Source organism: Azoarcus taiwanensis (genome assembly GCF_012910885.1).
Taxonomy (GTDB): Bacteria; Pseudomonadota; Gammaproteobacteria; order Burkholderiales; family Rhodocyclaceae; genus Azoarcus_F; species Azoarcus_F taiwanensis.
Genome location: NZ_WTVM01000221.1, coordinates 1 through 3,295 on the forward strand (window position 1 = coordinate 1; position 3,295 = coordinate 3,295).

A 3,295-nucleotide genomic window follows, 5' to 3' on the forward strand; every position below is an offset into this window, starting at 1 on the left:
GTACAGACTGAAGATTTCGACGTTGGCGCGGAGATCGCGGCCCTGTCGGCTGGTCGGACCGAAATAGGCGCGGTCGCGACCTTTACCGGGCTGGTCAGAAGCGACAATGATGGCAACTCGGTTTCGGCGATGACGCTGGAACATTACCCGGGCATGACCGAAAAGGCGTTGGAGGAAATCGTCACCGAGGCACGTGGTCGCTGGCGAGTCGACGCGGTGAAGGTCATCCACCGTCACGGTCGGCTGGAGCCGGGTGACCGTATTGTCTTTGTCGGCGTGGCTGGCGCTCACCGAGGTGAAGCGTTCGCCGCGTGCGAATTCATCATGGACTACCTGAAGACGCGGGCACCGTTCTGGAAGAAGGAAGAGACGCCTGAGGGCTCGCGTTGGGTGGATGCGCGCGATAGTGACGACAGCGCCGCGGCGCGCTGGGAGGACATCGAGGCAAGACGCTGAGGCTGGAGGCCGTCAGGTGGAATTGAAAACGGCGCCTCGGGCGCCGTTCTCGATTGTGGGTTTGTGAGCCCGTTACTTGCGACCACGCCCACCCGATGCCTGGTTGAATAACTGGAAGGCGTCTGTCGAGGCCTTGCTCATTTGCTCAAAGGCTTTGCGGGTGGTATCCATCGCAGTCTGCATGGCAGTCATCGCGTTCTGGTCAGTGATTGGCATGCCCTGGAAGAGCTTTTGCATCGCTTCGAACACGTCCTGGCTGCCACTGGTGAGCTGCTGTCCGACCAGCTTGCCTATTTCCGTCTGGGTCTGGCTGGTGAGTTCAGCCATCTCTCTTGCGCACGCGAGCATTTTTTCGGTGGCGTTCTGCGCGAACTGGGTGCGCAGCTCGACCATTGCCTGGGGGTCCTTGGCGCTGCTCAATGCCTTGGCGTTGTTCACGCCTTCTTCGAACAGGCTTTTTGCTGTCGCGACCTGCATCTCCATGATGCGCTGGGAATTCTCGATCGACATCTGCGCCAGGCGCATCGCCGCCTCGAGGTTCTTGCGATGCAGCTCGTTCAGCTGCTGTTCCTGCTTGCCAGCCATGGTTTCCTCCCTCTCATGAGAATGTGCCTGGAACAGAGGTCGCGACTGCCATGCCAAAGTCCGTCCAGGCGATCTGATGCTTCGGCTCAGGCAGCGCCCTGGGGAAAAATAGCACATAGATGGTGCGTTTCGGGGAAATTAGCGAATTCGCCTGGATGAACGGGTGTTGATGGGTTGACATTCGGGTGTGCGCCCCCATTTCCAAGCCAATGGAATCATTCACAGGACGGTTGAAATGCGCCTCGACAAACTTACCACCCGTTTCATGCAAAATCTTCAGGACGCCCAGAGCGTCGCGCTTGGAAACGACAACCAGTTCATCGAACCGCAGCACCTGCTCGTGGCGATGCTCGATCAGAGTGATGGCGGCACCAGCTCACTGTTGTCGCGCGCCGGTGTGAATATCGCGCCGCTCAAGCAAGCTCTCAAGACCGCGATCGACCGTCTGCCGAAGGTGGAGGGGCATGGCGGCGAAGTGCAGATTGGTCGCGACCTGACGAACCTGCTCAACCTCACCGATCGTGAAGCGCAGAAGCGTGGCGACCAGTTCATCGCCAGCGAGCTCTTTCTCCTGGTGCTTGCCGAGGACAAGGGCGAGACCGGACGGCTCGCACGCGAGCACGGCTTGCAGCGACGCGCGCTCGAAGCCGCGGTCGACGCGGTGCGGGGCGGCCAGAACGTCTCCAGCCAGGAGGCCGAGGGGCAGCGCGAGGCCCTTGCCAAGTACTGCCTCGACCTGACCGAGCGCGCACGCATGGGCAAGCTCGACCCGGTGATCGGGCGTGACGACGAGATTCGTCGGGCGATTCAGATCCTGCAGCGACGCACCAAGAACAACCCGGTGTTGATCGGCGAGCCGGGGGTGGGCAAGACTGCGATCGTCGAAGGCCTCGCCCAGCGTATCGTGGATGGCGCTGTGCCTGACACGCTGAAAGGTAAGAAGGTGCTATCGCTCGACATGGCCGCGTTGCTTGCCGGCGCAAAGTACCGCGGTGAGTTCGAGGAGCGGCTAAAGGCGGTGCTCAAGGACATCGCTCAGGAAGAAGGGCGCATCATCGTCTTCATCGATGAGCTGCACACCATGGTTGGCGCCGGCAAGGCCGAGGGTGCTATGGATGCGGGCAACATGCTCAAGCCGGCGCTCGCGAGGGGCGAACTGCACTGCGTCGGGGCGACCACGCTGGATGAGTACCGCAAGTACATCGAGAAGGACGCCGCGTTGGAACGCCGCTTCCAGAAGGTTCTGGTAGACGAGCCGAGCGTCGAATCCACCATTGCGATCCTGCGCGGTTTGCAGGAAAAGTACGAGATCCACCACGGCGTGCAGATCACCGACCCGGCGATCGTCGCCGCGGCGGAGTTGTCGCATCGCTACATCACCGACCGTTTCCTGCCGGACAAGGCGATCGACCTTATCGACGAGGCGGCCGCCCGAATCAAGATGGAGATCGACTCGAAACCCGAGGTCATGGACAAGCTCGACCGCCGGATGATCCAGCTCAAAATCGAGCGCGAGGCGGTAAACAAGGAGAAGGACGAGGCATCTCAGAAGCGCCTGCAGCTGATCGAGGACGAGCTGGTCAAGTTGCAGCGCGAGTACAACGATTTCGAGGAGATTCTCAAGGTCGAAAAGGCGCGTGTCGAAGGTTCCGCGCACATCAAAGAAGAAATCGACAGGCTGCGTGCGCAGATGGCCGAGATGCAACGCAAGGGGCAGTACGACAAGCTGGCCGAGCTCCAGTACGGCAAACTGCCGCAGCTTGAGGCGCAACTGAAGGTGGCCGAACAGGCGGGCGAAACCGCCTCCCCGAACAAGCTGCTGCGCACACAGGTGGGCACCGAGGAGATCGCCGAGGTGGTTTCGCGTGCCACCGGCATCCCTGTCTCCAAGATGATGCAGGGTGAGCGGGACAAGCTTCTGAAGATGGAGGAGCGCCTGCATGCCCGGGTCGTCGGGCAGGATGAAGCGGTGACGCTGGTCTCCGACGCGATCCGTCGCTCGCGTGCCGGTCTGTCGGACGAGAACCGGCCTTACGGTTCCTTCCTCTTTCTCGGTCCGACCGGGGTTGGCAAGACCGAACTGTGCAAGACGCTGGCCGAGTTCCTGTTCGACTCCGAGGAGCATCTCATCCGCATCGACATGAGCGAGTTCATGGAGAAGCACTCGGTGGCACGGCTTATCGGCGCGCCTCCGGGTTACGTCGGTTACGAAGAGGGCGGGTACCTGACCGAACAGGTGCGGCGCAAACCATAC

General features: G+C 61.3%; 3 protein-coding genes. 2 read left to right on the plus strand and 1 reads right to left on the minus strand.

The annotated features are described in order from the left end of the window. Positions 1 to 456: molybdopterin synthase catalytic subunit MoaE (gene moaE, locus GPA21_RS19630; RefSeq protein WP_168989760.1), on the plus strand; the 456-nt coding region annotated here is incomplete at its 5' end. A 72-nt stretch (positions 457 to 528) separates the two neighbouring features. Here moaE and GPA21_RS19635 read toward each other — a convergent pair. Further along, positions 529 to 1,041 carry a phasin family protein gene (locus GPA21_RS19635; RefSeq protein ID WP_168989761.1) on the minus strand — a complete coding sequence of 171 codons (513 nt, stop codon included), beginning with the start codon at positions 1,039 to 1,041 and terminating at the stop codon, positions 529 to 531. 235 nt (positions 1,042 to 1,276) lie between these two features. Here GPA21_RS19635 and GPA21_RS19640 point away from each other — a divergent pair. Further along, the coding region (locus tag GPA21_RS19640; protein ID WP_168989762.1) for a Clp protease N-terminal domain-containing protein at positions 1,277 to 3,295 on the plus strand (2,019 nt) is incomplete at its 3' end.